Origin of the sequence: Sphingopyxis sp. PET50 (genome assembly GCF_025244705.1) — a bacterium.
GTDB lineage: Bacteria > Pseudomonadota > Alphaproteobacteria > Sphingomonadales > Sphingomonadaceae > Sphingopyxis.
In genome coordinates, this window is sequence record NZ_CP104207.1 from 344,691 (window position 1) to 369,828 (window position 25,138).

The 25,138-nt window shown below is 68.2% G+C and carries 33 protein-coding genes and 2 pseudogenes; 18 read left to right on the forward strand and 17 right to left on the reverse strand.

Translation table 11 applies throughout. From position 1 onward, the window contains the following. Positions 1 to 61: 61 nt before the first annotated feature. The 15 genes and pseudogenes from N0A20_RS01900 to N0A20_RS01970 form a co-directional block, all read left to right on the forward strand. Positions 62 to 355, forward strand: a pseudogene (locus tag N0A20_RS01900) (type II secretion system protein N); the annotation flags it as partial. A 16-nt stretch (positions 356 to 371) separates the two neighbouring features. Continuing rightward, positions 372 to 800, forward strand: coding sequence for a PDZ domain-containing protein (locus N0A20_RS01905; protein ID WP_260583779.1), 429 nt, complete (start codon positions 372 to 374; stop codon positions 798 to 800). Between the two features lie 5 nt (positions 801 to 805). Beyond that, a complete protein-coding gene (gene gspD / locus N0A20_RS01910) occupies positions 806 to 3,013 on the forward strand; it encodes a type II secretion system secretin GspD (RefSeq protein ID WP_260583781.1) in 2,208 nt (735 codons plus the stop codon). Continuing rightward, positions 3,010 to 4,504 (forward strand): annotated as a pseudogene (locus N0A20_RS01915) (GspE/PulE family protein). Before gspD ends, N0A20_RS01915 begins: the two are co-directional and overlap by 4 nt. Then, positions 4,497 to 5,714, forward strand: coding sequence for a type II secretion system inner membrane protein GspF (gspF, locus tag N0A20_RS01920; RefSeq protein WP_260582344.1), 1,218 nt, complete (start codon positions 4,497 to 4,499; stop codon positions 5,712 to 5,714). The pseudogene N0A20_RS01915 and the gene gspF overlap by 8 nt, the downstream one beginning before the upstream one ends. A 32-nt stretch (positions 5,715 to 5,746) precedes the next feature. Next, positions 5,747 to 6,208 (forward strand): type II secretion system major pseudopilin GspG, encoded by a 462-nt coding sequence (gspG, locus tag N0A20_RS01925; protein ID WP_260583783.1) that lies wholly within the window; start codon positions 5,747 to 5,749, stop codon positions 6,206 to 6,208. Continuing rightward, positions 6,183 to 6,665 carry a GspH/FimT family pseudopilin gene (locus N0A20_RS01930; protein WP_260582345.1) on the forward strand — a complete coding sequence of 161 codons (483 nt, stop codon included), beginning with the start codon at positions 6,183 to 6,185 and terminating at the stop codon, positions 6,663 to 6,665. Before gspG ends, N0A20_RS01930 begins: the two co-directional genes overlap by 26 nt. Further along, positions 6,655 to 7,014, forward strand: coding sequence for a type II secretion system minor pseudopilin GspI (gene gspI / locus N0A20_RS01935; protein ID WP_260582346.1), 360 nt, complete (start codon positions 6,655 to 6,657; stop codon positions 7,012 to 7,014). The genes N0A20_RS01930 and gspI overlap by 11 nt, the downstream gene beginning before the upstream one ends. 143 nt (positions 7,015 to 7,157) lie before the next feature. Beyond that, positions 7,158 to 7,736 (forward strand): type II secretion system protein GspJ, encoded by a 579-nt coding sequence (locus tag N0A20_RS01940; RefSeq protein WP_409574713.1) that lies wholly within the window; start codon positions 7,158 to 7,160, stop codon positions 7,734 to 7,736. Continuing rightward, entirely contained in the window at positions 7,733 to 8,593 is an 861-nt protein-coding gene (gene gspK / locus N0A20_RS01945) for a type II secretion system minor pseudopilin GspK (RefSeq protein ID WP_260582348.1), read from the forward strand. Before N0A20_RS01940 ends, gspK begins: the two co-directional genes overlap by 4 nt. Next, positions 8,590 to 8,742: a hypothetical protein gene (locus N0A20_RS01950; protein WP_260582349.1), complete on the forward strand. Its 153-nt coding sequence runs from the start codon at positions 8,590 to 8,592 to the stop codon at positions 8,740 to 8,742. The genes gspK and N0A20_RS01950 overlap by 4 nt, the downstream gene beginning before the upstream one ends. Before the next feature lies 1 nt (position 8,743). Further along, a complete protein-coding gene (gspL, locus tag N0A20_RS01955) occupies positions 8,744 to 9,886 on the forward strand; it encodes a type II secretion system protein GspL (protein ID WP_260582350.1) in 1,143 nt (380 codons plus the stop codon). Next, on the forward strand, positions 9,883 to 10,371 hold the full coding sequence (locus tag N0A20_RS01960) for a type II secretion system protein M (RefSeq protein ID WP_260582352.1): 489 nt from the start codon (positions 9,883 to 9,885) through the stop codon (positions 10,369 to 10,371). The genes gspL and N0A20_RS01960 overlap by 4 nt, the downstream gene beginning before the upstream one ends. Then, positions 10,371 to 11,078 carry a type II secretion system protein N gene (locus tag N0A20_RS01965; RefSeq protein ID WP_260582354.1) on the forward strand — a complete coding sequence of 236 codons (708 nt, stop codon included), beginning with the start codon at positions 10,371 to 10,373 and terminating at the stop codon, positions 11,076 to 11,078. Before N0A20_RS01960 ends, N0A20_RS01965 begins: the two co-directional genes overlap by 1 nt. A gap of 4 nt (positions 11,079 to 11,082) precedes the next feature. Then, complete coding sequence (locus N0A20_RS01970; protein WP_260582356.1) at positions 11,083 to 11,856, forward strand: prepilin peptidase; 774 nt, start codon at positions 11,083 to 11,085, stop codon at positions 11,854 to 11,856. On the opposite strand, the gene pal is transcribed toward N0A20_RS01970, so the two are convergent. The 3 genes from pal to N0A20_RS01985 all read right to left on the reverse strand — a co-directional run bounded on the left by pal (position 11,843) and on the right by N0A20_RS01985 (position 14,484). After that, positions 11,843 to 12,352: a peptidoglycan-associated lipoprotein Pal gene (pal, locus tag N0A20_RS01975; protein WP_260583785.1), complete on the reverse strand. Its 510-nt coding sequence runs from the start codon at positions 12,350 to 12,352 to the stop codon at positions 11,843 to 11,845. The two genes, N0A20_RS01970 and pal, sit on opposite strands and share 14 nt — an antisense overlap. Before the next feature lie 134 nt (positions 12,353 to 12,486). Then, positions 12,487 to 13,818 carry a Tol-Pal system beta propeller repeat protein TolB gene (gene tolB / locus N0A20_RS01980; RefSeq protein WP_409574759.1) on the reverse strand — a complete coding sequence of 444 codons (1,332 nt, stop codon included), beginning with the start codon at positions 13,816 to 13,818 and terminating at the stop codon, positions 12,487 to 12,489. Between the two features lie 36 nt (positions 13,819 to 13,854). Next, complete coding sequence (locus N0A20_RS01985; protein ID WP_260582357.1) at positions 13,855 to 14,484, reverse strand: hypothetical protein; 630 nt, start codon at positions 14,482 to 14,484, stop codon at positions 13,855 to 13,857. A 26-nt stretch (positions 14,485 to 14,510) separates the two neighbouring features. On the opposite strand from N0A20_RS01985, the gene N0A20_RS01990 reads away from it, so the two are divergent. After that, positions 14,511 to 14,702: a hypothetical protein gene (locus N0A20_RS01990; protein WP_260582358.1), complete on the forward strand. Its 192-nt coding sequence runs from the start codon at positions 14,511 to 14,513 to the stop codon at positions 14,700 to 14,702. A 2-nt stretch (positions 14,703 to 14,704) separates the two neighbouring features. Here the strand turns inward: N0A20_RS01990 and tolR are convergent, their stop codons facing one another. From tolR to N0A20_RS02060, 14 genes are all read right to left on the reverse strand, one after another. After that, a complete protein-coding gene (gene tolR, locus N0A20_RS01995) occupies positions 14,705 to 15,205 on the reverse strand; it encodes a protein TolR (protein ID WP_260582359.1) in 501 nt (166 codons plus the stop codon). Continuing rightward, entirely contained in the window at positions 15,205 to 15,903 is a 699-nt protein-coding gene (gene tolQ, locus N0A20_RS02000) for a protein TolQ (RefSeq protein ID WP_260582360.1), read from the reverse strand. Before tolQ ends, tolR begins: the two co-directional genes overlap by 1 nt. Continuing rightward, positions 15,897 to 16,376: a YbgC/FadM family acyl-CoA thioesterase gene (locus N0A20_RS02005; protein ID WP_260582361.1), complete on the reverse strand. Its 480-nt coding sequence runs from the start codon at positions 16,374 to 16,376 to the stop codon at positions 15,897 to 15,899. The genes tolQ and N0A20_RS02005 overlap by 7 nt, the downstream gene beginning before the upstream one ends. 99 nt (positions 16,377 to 16,475) lie before the next feature. Beyond that, a complete protein-coding gene (locus N0A20_RS02010; protein WP_260582362.1) occupies positions 16,476 to 16,865 on the reverse strand; it encodes a hypothetical protein in 390 nt (129 codons plus the stop codon). A gap of 33 nt (positions 16,866 to 16,898) precedes the next feature. Further along, entirely contained in the window at positions 16,899 to 17,915 is a 1,017-nt protein-coding gene (gene ruvB / locus N0A20_RS02015; RefSeq protein ID WP_260582363.1) for a Holliday junction branch migration DNA helicase RuvB, read from the reverse strand. A 204-nt stretch (positions 17,916 to 18,119) separates the two neighbouring features. After that, positions 18,120 to 18,545, reverse strand: a complete 426-nt coding sequence (locus N0A20_RS02020) for a GFA family protein (RefSeq protein WP_260582364.1) — start codon at positions 18,543 to 18,545, stop codon at positions 18,120 to 18,122. A 4-nt stretch (positions 18,546 to 18,549) separates the two neighbouring features. Next, positions 18,550 to 19,050, reverse strand: a complete 501-nt coding sequence (locus tag N0A20_RS02025) for a hypothetical protein (protein ID WP_260582365.1) — start codon at positions 19,048 to 19,050, stop codon at positions 18,550 to 18,552. Further along, positions 19,047 to 19,646, reverse strand: a complete 600-nt coding sequence (gene ruvA, locus N0A20_RS02030) for a Holliday junction branch migration protein RuvA (protein ID WP_260582366.1) — start codon at positions 19,644 to 19,646, stop codon at positions 19,047 to 19,049. Before ruvA ends, N0A20_RS02025 begins: the two co-directional genes overlap by 4 nt. A gap of 300 nt (positions 19,647 to 19,946) precedes the next feature. Then, positions 19,947 to 20,420: a crossover junction endodeoxyribonuclease RuvC gene (gene ruvC / locus N0A20_RS02035; RefSeq protein ID WP_260582367.1), complete on the reverse strand. Its 474-nt coding sequence runs from the start codon at positions 20,418 to 20,420 to the stop codon at positions 19,947 to 19,949. Beyond that, a complete protein-coding gene (locus N0A20_RS02040) occupies positions 20,417 to 20,617 on the reverse strand; it encodes a hypothetical protein (RefSeq protein ID WP_260582368.1) in 201 nt (66 codons plus the stop codon). Before N0A20_RS02040 ends, ruvC begins: the two co-directional genes overlap by 4 nt. A gap of 76 nt (positions 20,618 to 20,693) precedes the next feature. Further along, positions 20,694 to 21,440: a YebC/PmpR family DNA-binding transcriptional regulator gene (locus tag N0A20_RS02045; protein WP_260582369.1), complete on the reverse strand. Its 747-nt coding sequence runs from the start codon at positions 21,438 to 21,440 to the stop codon at positions 20,694 to 20,696. A 72-nt stretch (positions 21,441 to 21,512) separates the two neighbouring features. Next, entirely contained in the window at positions 21,513 to 21,830 is a 318-nt protein-coding gene (locus N0A20_RS02050; protein ID WP_260582370.1) for a YbjQ family protein, read from the reverse strand. Between the two features lie 29 nt (positions 21,831 to 21,859). Beyond that, positions 21,860 to 22,102, reverse strand: coding sequence for a DUF2312 domain-containing protein (locus N0A20_RS02055; RefSeq protein ID WP_260582371.1), 243 nt, complete (start codon positions 22,100 to 22,102; stop codon positions 21,860 to 21,862). 62 nt (positions 22,103 to 22,164) lie between these two features. After that, the gene (locus N0A20_RS02060) at positions 22,165 to 22,485 is read right to left on the reverse strand and encodes a DUF1244 domain-containing protein (protein WP_260582372.1); all 321 of its coding nucleotides are present in this window, start codon (positions 22,483 to 22,485) and stop codon (positions 22,165 to 22,167) included. 113 nt (positions 22,486 to 22,598) lie between these two features. Between N0A20_RS02060 and pyk the strand changes: the two genes are divergently transcribed. Together pyk and N0A20_RS02070 are read left to right on the forward strand one after the other, a co-directional pair. Continuing rightward, positions 22,599 to 24,056, forward strand: a complete 1,458-nt coding sequence (gene pyk, locus N0A20_RS02065; RefSeq protein WP_260582373.1) for a pyruvate kinase — start codon at positions 22,599 to 22,601, stop codon at positions 24,054 to 24,056. 184 nt (positions 24,057 to 24,240) lie between these two features. Next, positions 24,241 to 25,131, forward strand: a complete 891-nt coding sequence (locus N0A20_RS02070; RefSeq protein WP_260582375.1) for an arginyltransferase — start codon at positions 24,241 to 24,243, stop codon at positions 25,129 to 25,131. Positions 25,132 to 25,138 lie beyond the last annotated feature (7 nt).

The window sequence follows — 25,138 nt, forward strand, 5'->3', positions numbered from 1 at the left end:
CACCTTGTGGCCGGTGCTGCTCGTCGGTCTGCTCGCGCTTCTCCTCCTGTTCCAGCTCGTGATGCTCGTCTGGACACTGGTCACGCCGCTGGCGCCGCTCGGCGCCTGGCAGCCGCAGACCGCGGTGATCGCCTCGCCCGCGGAACGCCGCGCGCTTTTCGCCGGCTTCGATCCTTTCTTCCGCACCGGCGGTCAGGGACCGGCGTCGGCAACGGTGACCGCGCTCGGCCTCACCCTGTTCGGGGTCAACATCAACGAAGCGACGGGCGGCGGATCGGCGATCATCGCGGGCGAGGACGGCGTGCAGTCGAGCTATGCGGTCGGCGACGAGATCGTCCCAGGCGTGAAGCTCGCCGGGGTCGCCTTCGACCATGTGCTGCTCGACCGGGGCGGCGCGCGCGAAAGCCTGTTCCTCGACCAGAGCGGCAGCGCCGATACCGCGACGCCGGTCACCCCGCTGCCCGCGCCGACCCCCGAGGTCGGGTCGGCCCCGGCGAATCCCACTGCCGCCACCGGCGAACTGTCGCTCGGCCGCGCTCAAGAGCGGCGTCGGCTTCGTGCCGCGCAGCGAGAATGGCCGCGTCACCGGCGTCGTCGTCCAGCCGCAGGGCGATGGGGCGACCTTCCGCGCTGCGGGGCTACGTCCCGGCGACGTCATTCGCGGCATCAATGGCCGCCCGATCGGCTCGGCGGGCGACGCCGCCGCGCTCGCCAATCAATTCGCACCGGGTGCGCGCCTCTCGCTCGAAGTCGAGCGCGGCGCCGAAGTCGTCCCGATCGCCATTTTCGTCTCGAAGTAGGGTATATGCGCCTCAAACTGTCCCTGATGCTTGCCGCCGCGCTCGTTTCCGCCACGCCGGGCCCCGCGCTGGCGCAATATACGCTCAACGTCCGCGACGCCGACATCCGCGCCTTCATCCAGGATGCGGCGCGCATCACCGGGCGGACCTTCGTCATCGACGGGCGCGTCAACGGCAAGGTCTCGGTGGTCACCGACCGCCCGCTGTCGCGCAGCGAATATTTCGAGATTTTCCTCGCCACCCTGCGCTCGAACGGCCTCGTCGCCGTACCGGGACCGAACGGCGCCTATCGCATCCAGCCGATCGACGGCGCCGCCGCCCAGCCCGGCCGCATCGGCGGCAAGGGTGCGGCGCAGAACCAGTTCGTGACCGAAATCATCCGCCTGCGCCATATCGACGCCGTCGCGGCGGTCGAGACACTGCGCCCGCTGGTCAGCCCGCAGGGCTCGCTGACCGCGAACCGCAACGCCAACAGTCTGGTCGTCGCCGACTTCGCCGACAATATCCGCCGCATCCGTGCCCTTGCGGCGAGCATCGACCGGGACAGCACGACCAGCCAGATCGTCACGCTGAAAAATGCCGGCGCACGCGAGATCGCCGCCGCGTTGCAGGCGCTGGTGCCCGCGGCGGGTGAGGGCGCGCAGTCGCCCGTCGCGATCGTGCCGATCGACAGCAGCAACGCGATCGCGCTGCGCGGCGACCAGGCGCTCGTCGCGCGTTTCGTGTCGATGGCGAACGACCTCGACGCCAAGGCGGCGGGCGGCACCGAATTGCGCGTCTACTGGCTGGAGCATGCCAATGCCGAAACGCTGCTGCCGACGCTGCAGCAACTGATCGGCGGCGGCAGCGATCCGGCGCAGAAGGCGGGGCTGCCACCGGCAACCTCTTCGTCCTCCTCGTCGTCGAGTGGCGGCGCATCGGCGCCGACGGCGGCCCCGGTCGCCTCCACCCCGACCTCGGTCAGCGGCTCGGGCGGCAGCATTTCGACGCGCGGCCCGGCGATCGTCACCCGCTACGAAGGCGCCAATGCGATCATCGTCGCGGCCAACAGCGAGGTGCAGCGGATGCTCGGCGAGCTGATCCGTCAGCTCGACAGCCGCCGCGAACAGGTACTGGTCGAGGCGATCGTCGTCGAGATCGGCGACAGCGCCGCCAAGCAGCTCGGCGTCCAGTTCCTGCTCGGCGGCAAGAATATCCCCTTCGTCGCGACGAGCTACAGCAATGCCTCGCCCAACATCCTGACGCTCGGCGGCGCCTATGCCGCAACGCAGCTGGCGCAGGACACGACCACCGTCGATGGCACCACGGTCGTTACCCAGACATCGAGCGCCTTCGGCAACAGCCTGCAGGAAGCGGCGGCCGCGCAGCTGCTCCAGGCGACCGGCGGCTTTGCCGGCTTTGCGGGCGACATCGGCAAGAACACGATTTTCGGGGCTATCATTAATGCGGTGAAGTCGGACACGACGTCGAACCTGCTCGCCACCCCGCATATCGTAACCCTCGACAATCAGGCGGCAAAATTCCTCGTCGGTCAAGAAGTGCCGATCACCACCGGCGAGGCTTTGAGCGACAATTTCGACAATGCCTTCCGCACCGTCCAGCGCGAGGAGGTCGGCATCAAGCTGGAGGTCACGCCGCAGGTCAACGGCGCGGGCGAGGTCAAGCTGTTCCTGCGCCAGGAAGTGTCGAGCGTCGCCAGCCCCGTATCGTCGCGCAATAGCGACCTCATCCTCAACAAGCGGTCGTTCGAAACCGTGCTGACCGTCGACGACGGCGAGATCCTCGCGATCGGGGGCCTGCTCAACGACGACGAGCGCAGGACGATCGAGCGCATCCCGCTCTTGAGCGACATCCCGCTGATCGGCGAACTTTTCAAGTCGCGCAGCCGCAGCCGCGCCAAGACCAATCTGATGGTCTTCATCCGCCCGACGATCCTGCGCAACCGCGAGGATAATGCCGCGCTCACCGCGCGCCGCTACGGCTATATCCGCGACACGCAGCTCCGCCGCAATCCCGACGAGGAGCCCGCGATCGATACGCTGGTGCGCGACTATATGGGCACCACGCCCCCGTCGCCGCCGACCGCCGCCGACATCACCGTCGGTCCGGTCGACCTGCCGGCGCTGCGCGGTCCCGACGGCACCGTTACGACCACCGACGTGCCGCCCTCGGTCGCCAACGCCCCCGCTCCGCCGCCGGGAGACTATCCGTGACCGAAGACGATCCGATCGCCGCTTCCCCGGCGCCGGTCGACATCCCCTATGGTTTCGCGCGAACGCACGGCGTCGTCATCGCGCCGGGCGAAGGCGGCGTATGGCTCGCGACCTTGCGCGAGGGCGCCGACCCCGCGGTGCTGATCGAGGTGAAACGCTATCTCGCCGCGCCGCTCAAGGTCGCGGCCGCGACCAACGCCGATTTCGACCGTCTGCTTTCCGACCATTATGCCGTCGATGCCTCGGCCGCCGCAATGGCGGGGTCGCTCGACGGCGCCGACCTCGAACTCGGTATCCCCAGCGCCGAGGATCTGCTCGACAGCGCCGACGATGCGCCCGCGATCCGCCTGATCAACGCGATCATCGCCGAAGCGGTGCGGCAGGGGGTCAGCGATATCCATATCGAACCCTATGAAAGCGGCCTTGTCGTGCGGATGCGCACCGACGGCGTGCTGCGCGAACATCTGCGCATGCCGCCGCACGTCGCGCCCGTCGTCGTCAGCCGCATCAAGGTGATGGCGCGCCTCGACATTGCCGAGCGCCGCATCCCGCAGGACGGCCGCATCGGGCTCACGCTGGCGGGCAAGGCGGTCGACGTCCGCGTCTCGACCCTGCCCAGCCGCGCCTAGCGAACGCGTCGTGATGCGTATCCTCGACAAGGATGCGGCGGGCATCGACTTCGACGTGCTCGGCCTGACGGGCGCCGCCGACCAGATTTTGCGCGAGGCGCTCGCCGAACCGAACGGCATCATCCTCGTCACCGGCCCGACGGGTTCGGGCAAGACGACGACGCTCTATGCGGCGCTGAAACAGCTAAACGACGGCCAGCGCAACATCCTGACGGTCGAGGATCCGGTCGAATATGCCGTCGACGGCGTCGGCCAGACGCAGGTGAACGCCAAGGTGGGTCTCGACTTTGCGGCGGGCCTCCGCGCGATATTGCGCCAGGACCCCGACGTGGTGATGGTCGGCGAAATCCGCGACCGCGAAACCGCCGACATCGCGGTGCAGGCGTCGCTGACGGGTCACCTCGTGCTTTCGACCGTGCATACCAACGACGCCGTCGGTGCGATCACGCGCCTGAAAGACCTGAAGGTCGAACCCTTTCTGCTGGCCTCGACGCTGCGTGCGGTGCTGGCCCAGCGGCTCGTCCGCAAGCTCTGCGACAATTGCCGCGAGCCGATCCAGGCCGACAACAGCGTCGCCGCGATGCTCGGTCTCGACATCGGCACCGTCATCTGGAAGCCGAAGGGCTGCGACCAGTGCGGCGGCACCGGCTTCAAGGGCCGGATCGGCGTGTTCGAGGCGATCAAGGTCGACGACACCGTGCGCCGCTATATCTACAATGGCGGCGACGAGGCGATGATCGTGAAGCACGCCTTCCTCAAATCGCCGACGCTCGCCTCGGCGGCGCGGGCGATGGTCGCCAAGGGGCTGACCACCGCCGAAGAAGCGATCCGCATCGCGCGGCGCGAGGATGTCGATGCCTGATTATCGCTATGTGGCGATCGATCCCCAGGGCCGCGAACGCAAGGGGCGGCTGACCGCCGCCAACGACGATGCCGCGCGCGCCGACCTCGCGCGGCGCAAATTCCATATCGTCGCGGTCGAGGCCACGGGCGCGAAGCCGGCCGCGGGGGCCTCGCTCCTCGCGTTCCGCCGCAACAGATTATCGTCGAAGCAGCTCGCGCTCTTCACCCGCCAGCTCGCGACGCTCGCCGAGGTCGCGCCGCTCGAAGAGGCGCTGCGCACGCTGACCCGCCAGAGCGAGGCGGAGGCCGCGCGCCTCATCATCGGCGACGTCCACGCCGGCCTGCTCGAAGGACGCCGCCTCGCCGATGCGATGGGGCGCCAGCCGGGCAGCTTCCCGCCGCTCTATCGCGCGATGGTCGCGGCGGGCGAAACGACGGGCAGCCTCACCACCATCCTCGCGCGCCTCGCCGATCTGCTCGAACGCCAGGCCGAGGTGCGCGGCAAGCTGATCGCCGCGCTCGCCTATCCGATCGTGCTCGCCATCGTCGCGATCGGCGTCGTCGCGGCGCTGATGATCTTCGTCGTCCCGCGCGTCGTCGAGCAGTTCACTGATACGGGTCAGCAATTGCCCTTCCTGACCCGCGCGGTGATCGCGATCTCGGGCTTCGCCGCCAACTGGTGGTGGCTGATCGCGCTGCTGCTCGCCGCGGCGGCCTTCGCCTGGGTCGCCGCGATGCGCCGTCCGGCGTTCAAGGCGGGCGTCGATGCGCGGTTGCTGCGCCTGCCGCTGCTCGGGCGGCTGCTCCGCGACCTTTACGCGGCGCGCTTCGCGCGCACGCTCGCGACGATGGTGTCGAGCCGCCTGCCGCTGGTCGAAGGGCTGCGGCTGACGGTGCCGACGATCCGCAACGCCGCGCTTGCCGGCGCGACCGCGACGATCGTCGATCAGGTGCGCGCCGGCGGCGGGCTGTCGGCGGCGCTGCGCGACGCCGGAGTGTTCCCGCCGCTGCTCGTCTACATGACCGCGAGCGGCGAGAGCGCGGGGCGGCTCGAGGTGATGCTCGAACGCGCCGCCGACTATCTGGAGCGCGAATTCGACCGCTTCACGGCGGCGTCCATGGCCTTACTCGAACCTGTCATAATTGTCGTTATGGGGTCGTGCGTCGCCCTGATCATCCTTGCCATCCTGCTGCCGATCCTCCAGTTGCAGAACCTTGCCGGACTATGAAAATGTCGCTGATGAAGCTCTTCTTCCGCCTGATGCTCGATCCCGCCCGTCCGTCGCCCCGGCGGCGCGGCAAGCGCGACGAGCGCGGTTTCACCCTGACCGAGCTGATGGTCGTGATCTTCATCATCGGGCTGCTCGCGACCGTGGTGCTGATCAACGTGCTGCCCAGCCAGGACAAGGCGATGGTGACCAAGGCGAAGGCCGATATCGCAACGCTCGAAACCGCGCTCGAACAATATCGGCTCGACAATCTGAGCTATCCGGCGTCGGGCGACGGGCTGGGAGCACTGATCACGCCGCCGCCATCGCTGACGCAGCCCGAACGCTACCGCCGCGGCGGCTATATCAAGCGCCTGCCCGAAGACCCGTGGGGCCGCCCCTATAACTATCAGGTGCCCGGCCCCAATGGCACGCCCTTCGACATCTATTCGCTCGGCGCCGACGGCGCGCCCGGAGGCAGCGACGACAATGCGGATATCCGCGCCGACAGCTGAGGCGCGCGCGCGTCGGTCCGAACGCGGCTTCACCCTCGTCGAACTGATGGTCGTGCTGGCGATTCTGGCGCTCGCCGCGACCGCGGTGGTGATGACGATCCCCGGCGACGAACAGAGCGTGCGCAGCGAAGCCGACCGGCTCGCCGCGCGCCTCGCCGCCGCGCGCGACATCGCGGTGATCGAGGGACGCAGCGTCTCGGTCAATTTCGCGCCCTCGGGCTATGGCTTCGAACGGCGGGTCGGCGGTGAATGGCAGTCGCTGCCGGGGCGATCGTTCCGGCAGCGGAACTGGCCGTCCGACGTGCGCTTCGCCGCCGGGAACGGGCAGGACGCGGCGCGCATCCTGTTCGACCGCGTCGGCACCAGCCCGACCCCGCAGGCGATCGTGCTGAGCGGCGGCAGCGCGCGCGAGGTCGTGCGCGTCTCGGCGACCGGGGAGGTCAGCCGTGGCGAATGAGCGGGGCTTCACCTTGCTCGAAATGCTGGTCGCGCTCAGCATCATCAGCATCGCTGCGCTGACATTGGTACGGCTCGACGCCTATGCGGTGCGGACCGCCGGCGACCTCGACGACAGCACGCTTGCCGGCATCGTCGCGCAGAATCGCGCGGTCGAGCTGTGGACCGACCCGGCGCCGCCGACGATCGGCAACAGCGCGGTCGGCGTGTCCAACGCCGGGCGCAACTGGCGCATCGACCAGCGCGTCGCCAAGACCGCCGACGACAGCCTGCTGCGCATCGACCTGATCATCCGCCCCGAAAACGGGCGCGGGCAGGCGGCGCTGACGATCATACGGCCCAGCCGATGAGGGCGTTGTTATCTCATGGCTGTTCCCCGGCGAAGGCCGGGGTCCATGGTTGGCTGAAGCAACGTTCGGCATGGTCTCACGAGGCCCCGGCTTCCGCCGGGGCGCGATCATCTGGCGATGATCGCGGCTTCACCCTCGTCGAAATGCTCGTCGCCTTGTCGCTGTTCGCGGCGATCGCCGCGATCGGCGTCGGCCTCTTGCGCAGCAGCGTCGATACGCAGAACGCGGTGCAGGACCGGCTGAAGGCGATGGGCGGGATCAACCGGCTGCGCGCGGTGATGGCCAATGATCTGGCGCAGGCATTGCCGCGCGCGACGCGTGGCCCTTCGGGCGAGGCGATCCCGGCCTTTGCGGGGTCCGAAACGGGCTTTGCGCTGGTCCATGGCGGCGCGGTTTCGCTCGACGGCGGCGCGCGCCCGAATGTCGAACGCGTCGCCTATGCGCGCGTCGGCGGCGAATGGCGCCGCGCGGTCCAGCCGATGCTCGACGGCACCCCGCTCGGCGATGGCGACCGGCTGGTGGACGAGGTGACCGGCATCGCCGTGCGCTATCGCGACGAGCGGGGACAATGGGCGGGCAGCTGGACGTCGGAACCCGGCGACCGCCTGCCGCGCGCGGTCGAGGTGCGGCTGACGCGGCAGGGCCGCGCCCCGCTGGTGATGCTGTTCCTGACCGCACCGACGCCGGTCCCGCCGCCCATGCCCGTGGCGCCCGCACCATGATCCGCCGCACGCCCGATGAGCGCGGCGCCGCGCTGCTCAGCGTATTGCTGCTCGTCGCCGTGATGGCGGTGATCGCCGCGACGGCGCTCGACCGGCTGACGCTCGCGACGCGCATCGCGGGCAGCGCGGCGACGGTCGATCAGGGACGCGCCTACAGCTTCGCGGCCGAGCAGATCGCGCTGCGCCGCGTCGCCGACCTTGTCGGGCGCGATCCGGCCAAGCTGACCCTCGCCGACAACTGGCTCGGCCGCGATTTCGCCCTGCCACTTCCGAACGGGCAGGGGACGGCGCGGCTGACCGATGCGAGCAATTGCTTCAACCTCAACAGCCTGGTCGCCGAGACCATAGCCGGGCGCTTCACCCAGCGCCCCGGCGGCACCGGCCAGTTCGCCGAACTGATGACGCTGCTCGGCGTCGACGCCGACGAGGCGCGCGCGGTGGCCGGCGCGACCGCCGACTGGATCGACAGCGACAGCGTCGATGGTCCGCTCGGCGCCGAGGACGGCGTCTATCGCGCGCTGCCCGGCAGCTACCTGCCCGGCAACCGCCGCATGGCCGACATCAGCGAGCTGCGTGCCGTGCGCGGGGTGACGCCGAAGCTCTATGCGCGGCTCAAACCGTGGATTTGCGCGCTGCCCGCGTCGGGGCCGGTCAAGCTCAACGTCAATACGCTCGCGCCCGAACAGGCGCCGCTTGTCGCGATGCTGCTGCCGGGGCAGTTGAGCGTCGCCGATGCGCGCGCGGCGCTGGCGGCGCGGCCCGCCGCAGCGGCTATGGCAGCAGCGTGCGATTCTGGGAATCGGGGCCGCTTGCCCGGCTCGACCCGCCCCCCGATGTCGCCGAGCAGGCGGGGGTGACGAGCCGCTGGCTGGTGCTGAAGACCGACGTGACGATGGGGGATGGTTTCTTGACGTCTGTTTCGCTGATCGACGCCAATGGGGGTGCGCCCGCCGCAGGGCAGGCGCCGCCGGTGGTCGTGCGGCGCGATTGGGGCGAAACCGACTGACATGGCGCGCACATTGCTTCTCTGGCTGCCGACGCAGGCGGCGCTGGCCGATGGCGGCGCCGACGCGGCCTGGCTGCGCGTCGACGACGGGGTGATCGTCGATTCGGGGCAGGGCGACGGCTGGGTCGATGCCTGGGAAAAGCCGCAGGACGATGAAGGCGACGACCGGCTGATCGCGTTCGCGCCCGCCGCCGACGCGCCGCTGCGCTGGCGCGCCTATCCCGATGCCGCCCCCGCGCAGGCCGCCGCGATCGCGCGCGTCGACACGCTGCGCGACAGCCTGAGCGCTGCCGCGTTGCTGCATGTCGTCACGGGTCAGCCGGCCGACGCGGGGCAGGCGGTGCCGGTCGCGGTCACGACGCACGCCGCGATGACGGCGTGGACCGACTGGCTGAAGGCGCAGGGGCTGTCGCCCGCCGCGATCATCCCCGCCGCCGCGATCGTGCCGCCGCCCGAGCCCGGCAGCCTGTGGACCGCCGAACTGGGGCGCGAACAGATCGTGCGCAGCGACGACCGGAGCTTCGCCTCGGACCCCGAACTCGACCCGCTGATTGCCGCCGGGCGCCCGATCGCGCCGCTCGATGCCGACCGGATGCGTGCGGCGCTCTTGCTGTCGCTCGCCGCCCCGCCGCTCGACCTGCTCAGCGGGGCGTGGCAGCCGAAGCGCGGCTGGTTGATCGATCCGGCGATGCTGATCTGGATGAAGCGGCTCGCGCTGGCGCTGCTGGCCGTCACGCTGTTGATCCCGGTCATCCATGTGATCCGCGTCAACGCCGACATCGCGCGCGCCGACGAGGCGAGCGTGGCCGCGGCGAAGAAGGCGGGCGTGACCGCCACCGACGCCGCGGCGGCGGAGGCCGAACTCGACCGCCGTCTCGCCGCGGCGGGGGGCGGACCGCTCGCCTTCTCGGTGCCGGCGTCGGCGCTTTACGATGCGATGCGCGATACGCCGGGCGTGGCGCTCAAGACGCTGTCGCACCGGACAGATGGCACGCTGTCGACGACGCTTGCGGCGCCGCGCACGGAGGACCTGAACGCCGTGCTGCTCGCATTGCAGGCACGCGGCTACAAGGTCACGGCGCAGCCGATGGCGGGCAGTGACGGGAACCAGATGGCGAATATCACGGTGAGGGCGGTGCCATGAGCGAGCGGATCGCCAGTTGGTGGCAAGGGCTGTCGCGCCGCGAACGCTGGCTGGTCGGCGTCGCGGCGGTGCTCGTGCTCGGCGTGCTGATCTGGCTGCTCGGCCGCCCGGCCTATGCCGCCTTCGGCAATCTGGAGGCCGATCATCGCGCCGCGATCGAGCGCCAGGGCCGGATCGCCGCCAAGGTACAATTGCTCACGCAGCGCCCGGCGGCTACGCCCGCGGTGGCCGCCGCCACTGACGGCGTCGCCATCGACCAGTTTCTGACCCAATCGGCGGGCGAGATCGGGCTGACGCTCGACCGCAACGAGGCGCGCGGGCAAGGGCAGGCGACGATCGCGATCGCGACGGCCAAGGCGACGGTGCTGACCGACTGGCTTGCGTCGCTGGAAGGACAGGGCTTCGTCGTCGACCAGTTGACGATTACGCCGGCGGCCGACGGCACCGTGGGCATGACCGCCGAATTGCGGCGGGGCGGGGCCTGATGCGCCGCCGCCTGATCTTCGCCGCCGTGGCGGTCGCGCTGCTGCTGATCGTCGCGACTTTCCCGATGCGGCTCGCGCTCGCGATGGCGGGGGCCGAAGGATCGGGCCTGACCGCGCGCGAGGTGAACGGGTCGGTGTGGGCAGGCGAATTGATCGAGGCGCGGCTCGGTGCCTTGCCGCTCGGCAATGTGCAGGCCAGCCTGTCGCCGCTGGCGCTGCTCGGCGGCGATGTCGAGATGGCGTTCAAGCGCCCCGATCCGCGGCTCGGCGATCTGGCCGGTCGCCTGCACGGGAGCAATCCGCGCGGGCTGTCCGATCTCAACGGCACATCGTCGCTTTCGGGCGGTCTCGGCATGGTGCCGGTCGACAGCCTGCGATTCGAAGGCACGGCGGTGCGTTTCGATGAGCGCGGGCGGTGCGTCAGCGCGGCGGGCCGCATCCAGCTGAATGTCGGCACCTCGATCGCCGGGCTCGACCTGTCGCGCGGCCTGTCGGGGCCGCTGCGCTGCGCCGATGGACGCGCCGAGGCGGCGCTGACCAGCCAGTCCGGCATGGAGCGGCTGACGCTCGGTTTCGACGGCAGCGGCGCGTACCGCGCGCAATTCGCGATCCAGGCCGACGATCCGGCGATGGCGGCGGCGCTGTCGGCGATCGGTTTCCGGCCCGGCAACGGCGGCTTCGTGCTGGTGAGCACGGGCCGTTTCTGATCCGATGGCCGTGGCGCTTGCCGCCTTGCCGCATGGAGCGGGCGTCGGGCTCGCGGCGCTGCTCGGGCTGACCCTCGGCAGCTTCATCGCGACGCTGGTGCTGCGCTGGCCCGATGGGCGCTCCGTGCTGGGGCGCTCGGTATGCGACGGATGCGGAAGGCCGCTTGCCCCGCTGGATCTCGTCCCGCTGGCCTCCGCGATTTTCCAGCGCGGGCGTTGCCGGACTTGTGGCGCGCCGATCGATCCGTTTCATATGCAGGTTGAACTGGCGTCGGCCCTGATCGGAGCCATTGCGCTGTCTGTGGTGCCGGGGCTCGCGGGCTGGCTCTGGGCGCTGTTCGGTTGGCTGCTGCTGCCGCTCGCCTTGCTCGATGCGCGGCATATGTGGTTGCCCGACCGGCTGAGCGCCCTGCTGGCCTTCGCCGGCCTGCTCCTTGCGGGACCGATGCTCGGTACCGGGCTGCTCGACCGCTGGATCGGCGCGGTCGCGGGCGGTGCGGTGCTGGCCCTGATCGCGCTCGCCTATCGGCGCGGTCGGGGGCGTGATGGCATGGGCGGCGGCGATCCCAAGCTGGTCGCGGCGATCGGCTGCTGGATCGGCTGGCAGGCGCTGCCGCTCATGATCCTGCTGGCGAGCTTCGGCGGCCTTGTCTGGGCGCTCTTCACCCAAGGAAAAGGGGACCGCCCGCTGTCGTTGCGAACGGTCCCCTTCGGTGTCTTTCTGGCCATCGCCGCCTGGGCGGCGGTGCCGGTCTGGCCGCTGCTCAGCGCTGGATGACGACCGTCACCGCGCGGCGGTTCTTCGCATAGGCTTCCTCGGTCGAGCCGAGTTCGGCCGGACGTTCCTTGCCATAGCTGATCACCTCGATCCGCGACGGATCGACGCCCAGCGAGGCGAGATAGTTTTTCGCGGCATTCGCGCGGCGCTCGCCGAGCGCGATATTGTAGTCGCGGGTGCCGCGTTCGTCGGCATGGCCCTCGAGCAGGACGCGCACCGCCGAATTGCGCTGCAGCCACTGTGCCTGGCTCTGCAGCGTCGCCTGATCCTCGGCATCGACGTTGAACTGGTCGAAACCGAAGAAGATGCGGTCCGACGACACATTGTTGAGGAAGTCCTGTTGCGATCCCGGGATCACAGTGCCGCTGCCCCTCGAACCGCCGCTGCCATCGTCGATGCCATCGGGGATGGGGGGCAGGGTATCGGGCGCCTTCTTGGCGCAGGCGCCCACGGCGAGCATTGCGATCGCGGCGATCATGGCGCTGGTTTTCCGTATCGTCGTCATGTTCTCGTCCCTTTCGTGTTGATCCGGATGGTCGTGTTCATCTTCAGATTAACCCATGTTGAACCCAAGGTCGAACCCAAGGTTCCGAAATGGGTTCTGCCCCCCATTTTGTGCCGCTTGGCGCGTCAGGGCAGCACCGGTCCCCAGCTGGGGTCGGAGCCGTCCTGCGGTGTCTGCAACCGGCGCATGTTCACGCCGGTCAGGTCGACCTGCCACAGGCTCGACCGGCCGTCCTTGCCACGCGTGGTGCGGAAGAACTGGATGACGCGGCCGTTCGGCGACCAGGTCGGCGCCTCGTCCTGCCAGTCGTTGGTGAGCAGCCGCTCGCCGCCGCCCGCCGGGGTCATCACCCCGATGCGGAACTCGCCCCCGCCCATCTTGGTAAAGGCGATCAGGTCGCCGCGCGGCGACCATTCGGGCGTGGCGTAGCGGCCGCCGCCGAAGCTGATGCGCTGCTGATTCGATCCGTCGATGTTCATCGTGTAGATTTGCTGGCTGCCCGACCGGTCGCTTTCGAAGACGATCTTCCTGCCGTCGGGCGAGAAGCTGCCGCCGACGTCGATGCCCGGCGTGTTGGTCAGCCGCACCGGCGTGCCCCCTTCCGCCGAGATACGGTAGATGTCGGTGTTGCCGGCGACCGCCATCGAAAAGAGGATCTGCCGGCCGTCGGGCGACCAGCGCGGGGCGAAGGTCGCGTTGCGGCTTTCGGTGACCAGTTTCTGGGTCCCGGCCGCGACGTCGTAGATGAAGACGCGGACGCGGTCGTTCAGATAGCTGACATAGACGATCTTCTTGTAATCGGGCGAGAAGCGCGGGCTGATCGCCAGCGCCTGCCCGTTGGTGATGAAGCGGTGGTTGCCGCCGTCCGAATCCATGATCGCGAGCCGCTTGATGCGGTTCCCCTTCGGCCCGCTCTCCGCGATATAGGCGACGCGGCTGTCGAAGAAGGGAGCTTCGCCCGACAGGCGCGAATAGATGGCGTCGGCGCATTTATGCGCCGCGCGGCGCCAGTCGGCGGGCTGGATTTCGAATCCCTGGCGCACCAGTTCGCTGCCGAGGTCGGTGTCGTAGAGATAGCAGCCGACAATCAGGCCGCCGGTGCTGTTGGTGCGCACGAAGCCATGGACGACATTTTCGGCATTGCGCGCCTGCCAGTCGGCGAAGCGCGGCGCGGTGACTTCCGCCATGGTGATCGCGCGGACGCTGCCGGGGCCGAGCGGGGCGTAAAGCCCGCTGCGTTCGAGGTCGGCGGCGATGACTTCGGCGATCTGGCGGCCAAGGCTGTCGGTGCGCAGCCCGGCGACGGTGGTGACTGCGGGCGTCGCGAGCGCGGGAACGGCGATGACGGCTTTTTCGCCGCCAAGTTCGGCGACGACTTCGGGCGAGTCCTGAACCTGTTCGGCGGGCTGCGCCGGGGCGGATTGCTGCGCCGAAGCCGATGTGGCCCCCAGCGCCAGAAGGCCTAGCCAATAGGGCGATCGGGGTTTTCATCTTCATCTCCTGACGGCGGCGAAGGGCTGTCTGACGACGATGACGCCATCATAACCATCCGCTGAAATTTCGAAGGGTGCGGCTTGGGTGATCGATTTGCGCGCCTGTTCGATGAAGCGCTTTTGTTGCGGCGCATTGGAATCGGTCGTTCCGGTCAGGTCGCCGATCTGCCGGACATCGAGGACCTTGCCATCGGCGCTGAGGCGTATTTCCAGCGTCAGGCGCAGCAATTCGACCTCGTAGCCGGACGGCGCATTGCGTTGCCAATGAGGCTTGATTTCGCGATCGACCGCCAACTGGGCCGACCGCTGCACTTGCGCGGCGGTCTGTTTCGCGGGCGCGCCCTTGCTCTGCGACTTCGTCGCATCGCGGCCCAGCCCTTCGACGATGCCGTCGAGCCGCCCACTGGGCGTTATGCCCGCCTTCTTGGTCGAACTCTTTGGCGTCGCCTTTGGGGTTGCCTTCTGCGCTGGGGGCTGCGTCTTTTTCGGCAGTGCCTGCTTCGGCTGGGCGACCTGCTTCGGTGCTCGGCGCCGGTTTTGGACGGACCACGGGTTCGGGCAACGGCTTCGGCGGCGGGGGCACCGGTTGCGGTTCGGGCGCGGCGATCTCGACCGCGTCTTCCTCGCCAAGCCGCGGCGCGGGCGGTGCCTCGCTGATGATCGGCGCGCTCGATTCCGGCGCGGTCTCGGCGACCAGATCGACCTCCATCGGCGGATTGTCGAAGCGCCGCTCGCCCGCTGTCCATTGCACCGACAACAGGCCGATGATCACGACATGCGCGACCACCGCGATGGCGATGCCGCGTGCCTCGTTGCCGGTGACTGCCCGTGTTGCCGCCATGGGGTGAGCCTATGGCGCCGTTGCTGAACCGCCGGTGACCGCGGCCGGTGCGCTGTCCGACCCCGTGGTGACCAGTGCGATGCGCGTCAGCCCGGCGCGGTTGAGTTCACCCATGACGCGCATCACGCGGCCATAGTCGAGTCCCTTGTCGGCGCGCAGCATGATCTGCCGCGGCCGTTCGCCGTCCCTCTGCGCCGCGGCGATCGCGTCGAGCCGGGCGGGGAGTTCGGCCTCGGCCACGATCTCTTCGCCGATATAGATGGTGTCGTCGCCGTTGATCGACAGCTGCACCGGCTCCTGTTCCTCGGTCTCGACGGGTTTTGCCCGGCTTTCGGGCAGGTCGACGGGGACGGCGGAGGCCAGCAGGGGAGCGGTGATCATGAAGATGATCAGCAGCACCAGCATCACGTCGACGAGCGGCGTGACGTTGATCTCCGACATCGGCGCACGGCCGCCGCGGCGCCCGCGCCGCTGGCCGGAGCCGCCGGCCGAAAGACCCGACATCGCCATCAGGCTTCGAGCTCCAGTTCGCGGCTGAAGGTCGCGTGCAGCCCGTCGGCGAAGCGGCCGAGCCGCGATTCGAGCCGGTTCAGCCGCTGCGAGAAGCTGTTGTAGGCGATGACCGCGGGGATCGCCGCGAACAGGCCGATCGCGGTCGCGAACAGTGCTTCGGCGATGCCGGGCGCAACGACCGCGAGGCTGCTGTTATTCTCCGCCGCGATCGCGGTGAAGCTGCGCATGATGCCCCAGACGGTGCCGAACAGCCCGACGAAAGGTGCGACCGCACCGATGGTGGCGAGCGTGCCGATCTTCTCGGCCAGCCGGTCGACCTCGCCCGCGAGCGCGGCGTTCATCGCGATGCCGAGCCGCTCGCGCGTGCCCTCGCGGTCGATGGCCTTGCCTTTGGTCGAGCGGCGCCATTCGCTGATCCCGGCGGCGAGAACCTTGGCGCTCGGAAGCTCCTCGCCGCTGTTCTTGTCATAGAATTTGTCGATATTGTCCGCGCGCCAGAAATCGCGCTCGAACCGCTCGGACGCCCTTATCAGCTTGCCGACGCCAAGGCCGTGGCTGAAGATCACCGTCCAGACATAGATGGACGCGAGGAGCAGGCCGATCATCACCCCCTTCACGATCCAGTCGGCCTGAAGGAACAGCGCGATCGGCGACAGCGTCGCCGCGTCGGCAGCCAGCGAGATATTGTTCAGCAAGGGATGGTCTCTCCATTCATGACGGCGGAAAAGCGCTGGACCCAGTCGCCGGGCTGGCGGCGGGGACGGCCTGCGGGGGACAGGAAGGCGGCTGTGACACGGCCCTCGGTAAGCGTTTCCGGGCTTAACGCCGCCTGACCGCGAAGGATGCGCTGGGCGATAATGACGCTGGCACCGCGCACGGCCTCGACGGTGCTGACCACGAGCAAATCATCGTCGAGCTTCGCGGGGCTGCGGTATTTGATGCCCAGGTCGGTGACGGCCCAGGCGCCCTCGCCCGCCTCCATTGCCGCGCGCTGGTCGATGCCGGCGAGGCGCAGCATGTCCGATCGCGCGCGCTCCATATAGCGCAGATAATTGGCGTGATAGACGATGCCCGACAGGTCGGTATCCTCGAAATAGACGCGCGTCCGGTAATGATGCTCGGCCCCGACAAAGGCTCCGGGAACAAAAGGGGGCGGCACGGCGGTCATGGCAATGACCGATAGCGGCGCAACGACTCGTCGCAAACCCCTGTTAAACGTTTCGTCGCAACGATGGGCCGATTGGTGGCAGAAACGGTCGGATTTCCGTCATTTTTTCGCGACAAGCGCCGCGCCTACCGCGCTGCATGAACCGATTTCCTTTTGGGCATCCTGCATCATGTCGGCTTCGGCGCCCGGGTCTGGATGGAAAGCGGCCATCGCCGCCCGCTGCTTTCGCTCGCTCACCCGTCGCTTGTAATTCTCGGCGGTCACCTCCTGCTCGGAAGGTGCCGCTTCCCATGCGCGGCTCAGGAACCAGAACGCTTCCCGGTTCGCCAGTACGCGGTCGGATTCCGAAACGTCGGGATGTTGGGCCAACCAGCCGTGCAGCGAGGCGCAGACGACAAGGCTGTCGATCGACGGAGCCTCCGACGCCGTGGCGATCGGAGCAGCGATGCCGGCGAGGGCGACGATCGGGAAAAAGGCAAATCTCTTCATGGTCGATCCTTTTTGCGGCCGCATCGGCGCAACCTATTTGTCGAAAAGCCCGTCCTGCGACCCGGCGGGGGGATTGAGGCCGAGATGTTTCCAGGCGCTTGCGTTCAGCATGCGACCGCGCGCGGTGCGGGCGATCAGGCCGATCTGGAGCAGATAGGGCTCGATCACATCCTCGATCGTGTCGCGCGGCTCCGACAGGCCCGCCGCCAGCGTCTCGACCCCGACCGGTCCGCCGCGATAGATGTCCGCGATCATAAGGAGATAGCGCCGGTCCATCGCGTCGAGCCCGAGCGCGTCGACTTCGAGCCGGTTGAGCGCGGCGTCGGCGGCCTTTGCATCGACGACCTCATGCCCCGCGACGGTCGCGAAATCGCGCACGCGGCGGAGCAGGCGGCCCGCGATGCGCGGGGTGCCGCGCGCGCGGCGCGCGATTTCGAGCGCGCCGTCGGGGGCTATCGGCAGCGCGAGCAGCCGCGCGGCGCGCGTGATCACCTGCTCGAGTTCGGCATGGGTGTAGAAATTCAGGCGCACCGGGATGCCGAAACGGTCGCGCAGCGGCGTCGTGAGCAGTCCCTGCCGCGTCGTCGCGCCGACCAGCGTGAATTTGGGCAGGTCGATGCGCACCGAGCGCGCCGAGGGTCCCTCGCCGATCATGATGTCGAGCGCGCGGTCCTCCATCGCCGGATAGAGGATCTCCTCGACCGCGGGCGCCAGCCGGTGAATCTCGTCGATGAACAGCACGTCGCCGTCCTCGAGGTTCGTCAGCAGCGCGGCGAGGTCGCCCGCCTTGGCGATCACCGGGCCGCTGGTCGAGCGGAAACCGACGCCGAGCTCGCGCGCGACGATCTGCGCCAGCGTAGTCTTGCCGAGCCCCGGCGGGCCGAAGAAGAGCACATGGTCGAGCGCGTCGCCGCGTGCCTTCGCCGCCTCGACGAAGATGCGCAGATTCTCGCGCGCCGCCGCCTGGCCGACGAACTCGGCGAGCGACTTGGGGCGCAGCGCGGCGTCGGCGTCCTCGGGAATGCGGAGGGGGGTGGTGAGGTCGGTCACGGTGTCCCCTTATACCTTCTCCCTTCGAGGGAGAAGGATACGAAGCCTTGCCGCTGTAAGCGGCTAGGCGAAGTTGGATGAGGGGGATCGGCGTTGCAGTTGCGGGCCCTCGGCGATCCCCTCACCCAGCTTCGACTAGGCGGCTTCGCCGCCAAGTCTGCGCAACCCTCTCCCGACGGGAGAGGGGATAGGCGGAGCATCCCATCAATCATAGTGCTCGATCCCTTCGCCGGTGATCGAAACCCAAGGCTCCTTGCGCTCCTCATAGACCGAATAGTCGGGGACGAAGCCGTGGCCGGGCTCGAAATTGCCCAGCGGCACGGCATAGGCGTCATGATAGGGCCGCGCCCGGTACCAGACGTGCGCGCCGCAGGTGGCGCAGAAGAAGAAGTCGGCGGTGTTGCCGCTCGCGCCGGTGTACTGCCACATCTTCGCTTCGCCCTCGGTTCGGACGTTCTCCTTCGGGAAACGGGCCTGCGCGGCAAAGGCGCTGCCGCTGCGCGCCTTGCACTCGTGGCAATGGCACACCGACACGCGGATCGGCTCGCTGGTGCAGGCGATGCGGAGCTGGCCGCAGCGGCAGGCGGCGTGGCGGGTGGTCATCGCGTGATCTACGAGACGGCCGGTCACGTCACTATTCGACCGTGCGCTTGTAATCGACGGGCTCAGGCAGAGTGCTTGCATCCGATCTCCGGCGGTCGGGGAAAATGGTCAATCGCATCCAGGGCTTCTCCGAATCCTTCCGATGAGCGGTCTGTAGATAAAAGCGCCCGCCCTGATGGCCTGCGAAGAACGTGGCTCGGGCGGGAAAGTCTGTAGCGCCATAGGGATTGCGGCCGGTCTTCGCGCAATCCAGTATGCGTTTTGGTAACAGGCCCGAAAACTCGCGCGACATATTTTCGACCAGCCATTCGCACAGCGCGCCGGACGCTGCTTTCTCGCCGTGTATGCAGGCTGATGAAAATATGGCCTCATCATCGACGGCCCAATAGACGTCGATCCACTGCGGCTCGACGGGATTATCCGAACGGGCGGCGGTCTCGAACGACTTCAGTCTTAAACATATCTCGTCGGCTTTTGCGATATTGCTCGCCAGCAATGCTGCCGTAGCGAGGGCTAAGCCGACGGACTTCACTTCGCGGCCTTCTTCAGCGCCAGTCGCACCAGCGCATCAAGGCTCGCGTCCGCGCCCAATTCCTCGCTCGCCGCCGCGACCACAGCGCTCGCTTCGCCGGGCTTGAAGCCGAGGCCGGTGAGGGCGGCGACGGCGTCGCCGAGCGGGCCAGGTGTGGCTCCTCGGGTAGGATTCGAACCTTCGACGCCACCGAACACACCCGCCTTGTCCTTGAGTTCATGCGTGATCCGCTGCGCGAGTTTCGGCCCGACGCCGTTCGCCCGAGCGATCATCGCGCTGTCGCCGCTGGCTAGCGCGCGTTGCAGATCGGTAACCTCCAGCGCCGAGAGGATCGCGAGCGCGACCTTGGCGCCGACACCCTGGACGCTGGTGAGCAGGCGGAACCAGTCGCGCTCCTCGGCGCGCGCGAAGCCGAGCAGGCGGAGAAAATCCTCACCCACCAGCATTTCGGTGTGGATGGTGACGTCGCCGCCGACCGGGCCGAGCGCGTCGAGGGTGCGCGCCGACGCCTCGACCAGATAGCCGACGCCGCCGACGTCGATCACCGCATGCCCTGCGCCACTGCTGTCGAGCCGTCCGGTGAGTTTCGCGATCATGCGATGTGCGTAGCGCGGCGGGAATGAAAAGGGAACAAGGAAGGAAAAATGTCTCACGCAAAGGCGCAAAGGCGCGAAGCAGGAAGAGAGAGAATATTCTCACACAAAGACACAAAGAGGCCAGTGTCCCTCATGATCGCCGTGCTTGTGACGCGACCTCCGCATTCGATGGCCGGACGAAGTCCGGAAGAACATGCCGCCCGGCCGGATGAAGATGCGATCTCGCGGTCGAGACCGTCATCTTCGTGTCCTTGTGTGAGTCCTCTTTTTCTTCGCGCCTTTGCGCCTTTGCGTGAGATTTCAACCGCGCGGCCGGTGGTTCGCATGGCAGATCGCGACCGCCAGCGCGTCGGCGGCGTCCGCCCCCGCGACCCTGGCGCCGGGCAGCAGCACGCGGAGCATCGCCTGCACCTGTTCCTTCGCCGCGCCGCCGGTGCCGACGATCGCCTTCTTGACGAGGCGCGGGGCATATTCGGCGACGGGCAGCCCGCCGCGCGCGCAGGCGAGCAGGGTGACGCCGCGGGCGTGCGCGAGCTTCAGCGTCGATTGGGGGTTGTCGTTGACGAACACCTCCTCGACCGCGGCCTGCGCCGGGGTGTGGTCGGCGATCACCGCGGCGAGCACTGTGTCGAGATGGGCGAGGCGGTCGGGCAGGGGCGCCTTGGCATCGGTCCTGATCTGGCCGTTGGCGATGTGGCTGATGCGGCTGCCCTCGACGCGGATGACGCCCCAGCCGGTCGAACTGAGCGAGGGGTCGAGGCCGAGGATGATCATTCTTTTAGCCCCTCCCCTTCAGGGGAGGGGTTGGGGTGGGGGCAGTCGGCATCACGCAGCGCCGCTGCCAGTTTCCGGTACAGATTGGGGTGATAGCGCCTGGATGCCGGGTCTGCGCTGACGGTCGAGATGAAATGATCCTTGGCGGCGAGGTGGATGTGGCCGGTGTTCGAATTGAACCAGATGCCGACGTCCAATCTGGCGGTCTTGCGTTGGTGCTTCACTGCCAGCCCCCACCCCAACCCCTCCCCTGAAGGGGAGGGGCTTCAGAAATCAGCCCAGTTTCTCCATCACCGCATCGGGGATGTCGTAATTGCCCCAGACGGTCTGGACGTCGTCGTCGTCGTCGAGCGTGTCGATCAGCTTGAACAGGGTCTGCGCGACGGCTTCGTCCGACACTTCGCTCTTCAATGTGGGTTTCCACGCCAGCTTCACGCCTTCGGCTTCGCCCAGCTTGGCTTCGAGCGCCTTGGCGACCTCGTGCAGGCTGTCGACGCTGGTCCAGATCTCGTGGCCGTCCTCGGACGATTCGACGTCGTCGGCGCCCGCGTCGAGCGCGGCCTCGAACACGGTGTCGGCGTCGCCCGCGCCGGCGGGATAGCTGATCAGGCCGAGCCGGTCGAAGCCGTGGCTGACGCTGCCCGAGGTGCCGAGGTTGCCGCCATTCTTGCTGAAGGCGGTGCGGACGTTGGTCGCGGTGCGGTTGCGGTTGTCGGTCAGCGCCTCGACGATCAGCGACACGCCGCCGGGGCCGTAGCCTTCGTAGCGGATCTCTTCATAGTTATCGCCGTCGTTGCCGGCAGCCTTGTCGATCGCGCGCTGGATATTGTCCTTGGGCATCGACTGCGCCTTCGCGGCGTTGATTGCGGCGCGCAGGCGGGCGTTGGCGTCGGGATCGGGCAGGCCCATCTTCGCCGCGACGGTGATTTCGCGGCTGAGCTTCGAGAACAGGCTGCTGCGCTTCTTGTCCTGCGCGCCCTTGCGGTACATGATATTCTTGTATTTGCTATGGCCGGCCATCGCCGTCCTCCATTCGGTATTGATGCGTGGGCGCCGCCCTAGCGCGGGCGCGCCGGGCAGACAACCACAGCGTCAGAGGACGACCGCGGTGCCGCTGGCCGAGACCATCAGCATCGAGCCGTTCTGGCCGAGCACCTCATAGTCGAGGTCGACGCCGATCACGGCGTTGCCGCCGAGTTTCGCCGCTTCGGCCTCCATCTCGCCGAGCGCCTCCCTGCGGGCGCGGGCGAGAACATCCTCATATTTGCCCGAGCGGCCGCCGACGATGTCGGTGATGCTGGCGAACAGGTCGCGGAACAGGTTGGCGCCGACGATCACCTCGCCGGTGACGATGCCCAGATATTCGCGAACCGGACGGCCCTCGACGGCGTTGGTGGTGGTGCTGAACATCGTCTCTCTCCTTTGGCTTGGCGGCCCGGTCAGTCGATGCCGAGCGCCGATTTATAGACGTCGAGGATCGCTTCCATCTCCTTGCGATCATGCGGCGGCAATTTGCGCAGGCGTACGATCTGGCGCATGATCTTCGGATCGTAACCCTGCGACTTCGCCTCGTTATAGGTGTCGCGGATATCGTCGGCGATGCCCTTTTTCTCTTCTTCCAACCGCTCGATACGCTCGATGAACAGGCGCAGCTGCTGGTCGGACACGGTGGCTTCGCTCATTTTTGACTCCGATGGTGAGGATGGGTTGCGGCGAGAATCGCCTCGCGGTCCCCCTAATAGGGTCAGGGATTTTTCGCCATGCTTTCTTCCATCCGGACGAGCTGTTCGGGGGTCGCGGGGGTGTGGTGCAGGGTTTTCCACTCGGCGGTCGGCATGCCGTGGACGATCGCGCGGCCCGCCTCCCGGTCCATGCCGCCGGCCTCCGCGATCCAGTCGCCAAGGCAGTTGCGGCAAAAGCCCGCGAGGCCCATCAGGTCGATGTTCGCGGCGTCGCTGCGGTGGCGGAGCAGACGGACGAGGCGGCGGAAGGCGGCCGCGGCGACGGCGTCGTCGAGGCTGTCGAGGTCGTCGGTGCCGGGGGCGGTGTCGTCGCTGCAGGACATGGCGGATTTCCTTCGGATGGCGGGATGAATAGCTATACGCGGCTTGCCTTGCCCGCCGCAACGCGCCTAGGCAAGCGGTCGCCCTTCACCCCCGATCTTGACCGGAGCACCCCGTGGTCCAGAGCTTCACCCCCCGCCAGCGCAAGGTGCGCATCCTCGCGACGCTGGGTCCCGCGAGCGCCCACGCCGACATGATCGCGGCGCTGCACCGCGCCGGCGCCGACGCCTTCCGCGTCAATATGAGCCACGGCGACCATGAAGGCCATGCCAAGGTGATCGCGGCGATCCGCGCACTCGAAAAGGAGACGGGGCGGCCGACGACGATCCTCGTCGATCTGCAGGGGCCGAAATTGCGCGTCGGCGCCTTCGCCGACGGGGCGGCCGAGCTGGTCAAGGGGGAGGTGTTCGTGCTCGACGCCGACAAGGCGGCGGGCGATGCGACGCGCGTCCACCTGCCGCATCCCGAATTGTTCGCGGCGCTCGCGCCCGGTACGCGGCTCCTGATCGACGACGGCAAGCTGGTGCTGCGGGTGAGGAACATCGCGCCGACGCGGATCGAGACGGTGGTCGAGGTCGGCGGCAGGATTTCGGACCGCAAGGGGGTGAACGTCCCCGACGTCGTCGTGCCGCTGGCGGCGCTGACCGAGAAGGACAGGAAGGACCTGGCCTTCGCGCTCGAGCAAGGGGTCGACTGGATCGCCTTGTCCTTCGTCCAGCGGCCCGAGGATGTCGCCGAGGCGCGGCGGCTGATCGGCGGCAAGGCGGCGCTGCTCGTCAAGTTCGAGAAGCCGTCGGGGGTGCAGCGGATCGAGGAGATATTGGAGCTCGCCGACGCTGCGATGGTCGCGCGCGGCGACCTGGGGGTCGAGCTTCCCCCCGAAGCCGTACCGCCGCTTCAGAAAAGGATTGTCGCCACGGCGCGGCGGATGGGCAAGCCGGTGGTGGTCGCGACGCAGATGCTCGAATCGATGATCGTCTCGCCCTCGCCGACGCGCGCCGAGGTGAGCGACGTCGCGACCGCGGTGTACGACGGGGCGGACGCGATCATGCTGTCGGCCGAGACCGCGGCGGGCGCCTGGCCGGTGGAGGCCGTCACGATGATGGACGGGATCGCGCGCTCGGTCGAAAGCGATCCCGACTATTACCGGCGGCTGCATTTCACCGAGACGCATCCCGACGCGACCACCGCCGACGCGCTGGCCGAGGCGGCGGGGGGCATCATCACGACGATCGCCGCCGACGCGATCATCTGTTTCACCGCGTCGGGGTCGACCGCGCGCCGCGTCGCGCGCGAGCGGCCGAACGCGCCGCTGCTGGTGCTGACGCCGAAGAAGGAGGCCGCGCGGCGCATGGGGCTGCTGTGGGGCGCGCATGCGGTGCCGACCAAGGATATCGGCAGCTTCGAGGAGATGATCGCCAAGGGCAAGCGCATGGCGCTGCGCCACGGGATCGGCAAGGCGGGATCGAAGCTCGTCATGATGGCGGGGGTGCCGTTCGGCACGCCGGGATCGACCAATGTGCTGCACGTCGCGACGCTGACCGGCGACGAATTGCGCGGTTATGGCGGATGATTGATTCAGTCCGGCACAGGTGCCGGGCAACGGGTTAAGAATTTTCGCACCGACCCCCGCCGGGGCGCTCAAAATTGGTGAATCCTCTTTGCACCATCGGCGCGGCGCGGCATAACCGTCGCATCCAAGCGACGGGGAGGGCTTTGTGCCGGGTCCGACGCGCCCATTCGGAGATTTGCCCCGCGTGTCCGCCCCGTTCCGTTTTCCGCGCTTTTTCGTCACCAGCCCGGCGCCCTGCCCCTATCTGGAGGGCAAGACCGAGCGCAAGGTGTTCACCGAACTCAGCGGCCATAATGCGGGCGAGCTGAACGACGCGCTCGGCCGGATCGGTTTCCGCCGTAGCCAGTCGGTCGCCTATCGCCCGAGCTGCGCCGACTGCACCGCCTGCGTGTCGGTGCGCGTGCCCACGGCCGATTTCGTGCCCCGCAATTCGCAGAAGCGCAATCTGCGCCGCAACGGCGACATCGTCGCCACCGCGTGCAGGCCCTGGGCGACCGAGGAGCAATATGCGCTGCTGCGATCCTATCTGACGTCGCGCCATCCCAACGGCGGCATGGCCGACATGGACGAACAGGATTTCGCCGACATGGTCGAACAGACCCCGGTCGATTCCTATCTGATCGAATATCGCGAGCCCACCGCTGATGGCGGGCGCGGGCGGCTGATCGGCTGCTGCCTCACCGACCGGCAGAATGACGGGCTGTCGATGATCTACAGCTTTTTCGACACCGCGCATCCGCTGCGCGAGGGGCTGGGCACCTATATCATCCTCGACCATATCCAGCGCGCCGCGAAGGCGGGGCTGCCCTATGTCTATCTCGGCTACTGGATCGAGGGGTCGGCGCGCATGGCGTACAAGGCGCGGTTCCGGCCGCTCGAAAAACTGGGCCCCGACGGCTGGTCGCGCTTCGAGCCGGCTGCTGCCGACGCCGGCCGCGGCGCTGTTCGCGCTCGCCTGACCCTTTTCCCCGTCTGTTTTCCGTCAGTTGAGAACCACTCGCAACAACGGATTTCCGCCGCTCACCGGTTGACCTCTCCCCGCTTTCAAGGGCATAGCCTGATACCCAGGACATAAGTCCGGG

Coding starts and splice junctions, on each gene's coding strand:
- ruvC (WP_260582367.1), bottom strand. CDS start 20,420: ATGATCATCCTCGGCCTCGACCCCTCGCTCAGTTCGACCGGCTGGGGC.
- N0A20_RS02055 (WP_260582371.1), bottom strand. CDS start 22,102: ATGAGCGAAGCCACCGTGTCCGACCAGCAGCTGCGCCTGTTCATCGAG.
- N0A20_RS01965 (WP_260582354.1), top strand. CDS start 10,371: ATGCGCCGCCGCCTGATCTTCGCCGCCGTGGCGGTCGCGCTGCTGCTG.
- N0A20_RS02060 (WP_260582372.1), bottom strand. CDS start 22,485: ATGTCCTGCAGCGACGACACCGCCCCCGGCACCGACGACCTCGACAGC.
- N0A20_RS02045 (WP_260582369.1), bottom strand. CDS start 21,440: ATGGCCGGCCATAGCAAATACAAGAATATCATGTACCGCAAGGGCGCG.
- gspG (WP_260583783.1), top strand. CDS start 5,747: ATGCTCGATCCCGCCCGTCCGTCGCCCCGGCGGCGCGGCAAGCGCGAC.
- gspF (WP_260582344.1), top strand. CDS start 4,497: ATGCCTGATTATCGCTATGTGGCGATCGATCCCCAGGGCCGCGAACGC.
- gspL (WP_260582350.1), top strand. CDS start 8,744: ATGGCGCGCACATTGCTTCTCTGGCTGCCGACGCAGGCGGCGCTGGCC.
- N0A20_RS01905 (WP_260583779.1), top strand. CDS start 372: ATGTGCTGCTCGACCGGGGCGGCGCGCGCGAAAGCCTGTTCCTCGACC.
- N0A20_RS01970 (WP_260582356.1), top strand. CDS start 11,083: ATGGCCGTGGCGCTTGCCGCCTTGCCGCATGGAGCGGGCGTCGGGCTC.
- N0A20_RS01940 (WP_409574713.1), top strand. CDS start 7,158: ATGCTCGTCGCCTTGTCGCTGTTCGCGGCGATCGCCGCGATCGGCGTC.
- N0A20_RS02005 (WP_260582361.1), bottom strand. CDS start 16,376: ATGACCGCCGTGCCGCCCCCTTTTGTTCCCGGAGCCTTTGTCGGGGCC.
- N0A20_RS02010 (WP_260582362.1), bottom strand. CDS start 16,865: ATGAAGAGATTTGCCTTTTTCCCGATCGTCGCCCTCGCCGGCATCGCT.
- ruvA (WP_260582366.1), bottom strand. CDS start 19,646: ATGATCGCGAAACTCACCGGACGGCTCGACAGCAGTGGCGCAGGGCAT.
- N0A20_RS01930 (WP_260582345.1), top strand. CDS start 6,183: ATGCGGATATCCGCGCCGACAGCTGAGGCGCGCGCGCGTCGGTCCGAA.
- gspK (WP_260582348.1), top strand. CDS start 7,733: ATGATCCGCCGCACGCCCGATGAGCGCGGCGCCGCGCTGCTCAGCGTA.
- gspD (WP_260583781.1), top strand. CDS start 806: ATGCGCCTCAAACTGTCCCTGATGCTTGCCGCCGCGCTCGTTTCCGCC.
- N0A20_RS02050 (WP_260582370.1), bottom strand. CDS start 21,830: ATGTTCAGCACCACCACCAACGCCGTCGAGGGCCGTCCGGTTCGCGAA.
- N0A20_RS01990 (WP_260582358.1), top strand. CDS start 14,511: ATGATCGGCGCGCTCGATTCCGGCGCGGTCTCGGCGACCAGATCGACC.
- N0A20_RS01960 (WP_260582352.1), top strand. CDS start 9,883: ATGAGCGAGCGGATCGCCAGTTGGTGGCAAGGGCTGTCGCGCCGCGAA.
- tolR (WP_260582359.1), bottom strand. CDS start 15,205: ATGGCGATGTCGGGTCTTTCGGCCGGCGGCTCCGGCCAGCGGCGCGGG.